Below are 871 nucleotides of genomic sequence, written 5' to 3'. Positions count from 1 at the left end.
ACCCCCGAAAACGGCTTTTAACCGTCCACGGGGCTTTTCCCGCCTGATTTTTCCCATCCCTTGAAAAGTTCCTCTTGACAAAAAGCCTAAAGGACTGTTCAGGGAACTACCGGCCCGGCATGAGCTTTGCCGCCAAGCGGGATTACCAACGTGCTTCTAACATAGCCGGAGGATGATATTAGCCCTATGGCTTTGACGACAACCTCCTCGTGACGGCAGAAAGCAGAGCACAGGCAGAAAAATATAACGCCGAAGGCCACAGATTTACTGCTCAGATATTGCGTAACCGAAAACAAAGAATGAAACCCTTTCCGTTGACCCGCGCAAGATTCAGGCCGACTCTTGGCAAAACAATATAGGATGTGGTAAAATAGTATATCATTATCTGGAGCGCATGCATTATGAATAACGACAAAGTGTTTCAAATGAATTTCGGGAAAGTTTACGGGCTTCTGCTGGACAAGGCCACCAGGAAGGGCAGGACGAAGGCCGAGGTGGATGAAGTCATCTGCTGGCTGACGGGGTACAGCCCGGAGCAGTTGGAGTCGTTCCGCTCCTCCGGCCTCTGCTACGGGGACTTTTTCCGCAAGGCACCCCAGCCCAATCCGAACCGGGTGCTGATCAAGGGCGTGGTCTGCGGCGTCCGGGTGGAGGAGGTAGAGGACCCGCTCATGCGGGAGATTCGTTACCTGGATAAGCTGATCGACGAGTTGGCGAAGGGAAAGACGATGGAGAAGATTCTGCGGAAATAGGAGGAAGCAGCCATGTGGGTATGTCCCAAGTGCGGGCGATCATTCAAAAATGTGGACCAGAGCCACTACTGCGGGAAACCTCCGGCGACGATTGAGGAGTATATCGCCGCCCAGCCGGA

1 protein-coding gene is annotated in these 871 nt (G+C 53.3%); it reads left to right on the top strand.

From position 1 onward, the window contains the following. Window positions 1-401 precede the first annotated feature (401 nt). A complete protein-coding gene (locus tag C816_RS06405; RefSeq protein ID WP_016324046.1) occupies window positions 402-752 on the top strand; it encodes a DUF2200 domain-containing protein in 351 nt (116 codons plus the stop codon). Window positions 753-871 lie beyond the last annotated feature (119 nt).

This window comes from Oscillibacter sp. 1-3 (assembly GCF_000403435.2).
Taxonomy (GTDB): domain Bacteria; phylum Bacillota; class Clostridia; order Oscillospirales; family Oscillospiraceae; genus Oscillibacter.
This window is presented reverse-complemented; position numbering and strand designations above follow the sequence as displayed.

Excerpts from the sequence above, each read along its gene's own strand:
- C816_RS06405 (WP_016324046.1), top strand. The coding sequence starts at position 402 with ATGAATAACGACAAAGTGTTTCAAATGAATTTCGGGAAAGTTTACGGG.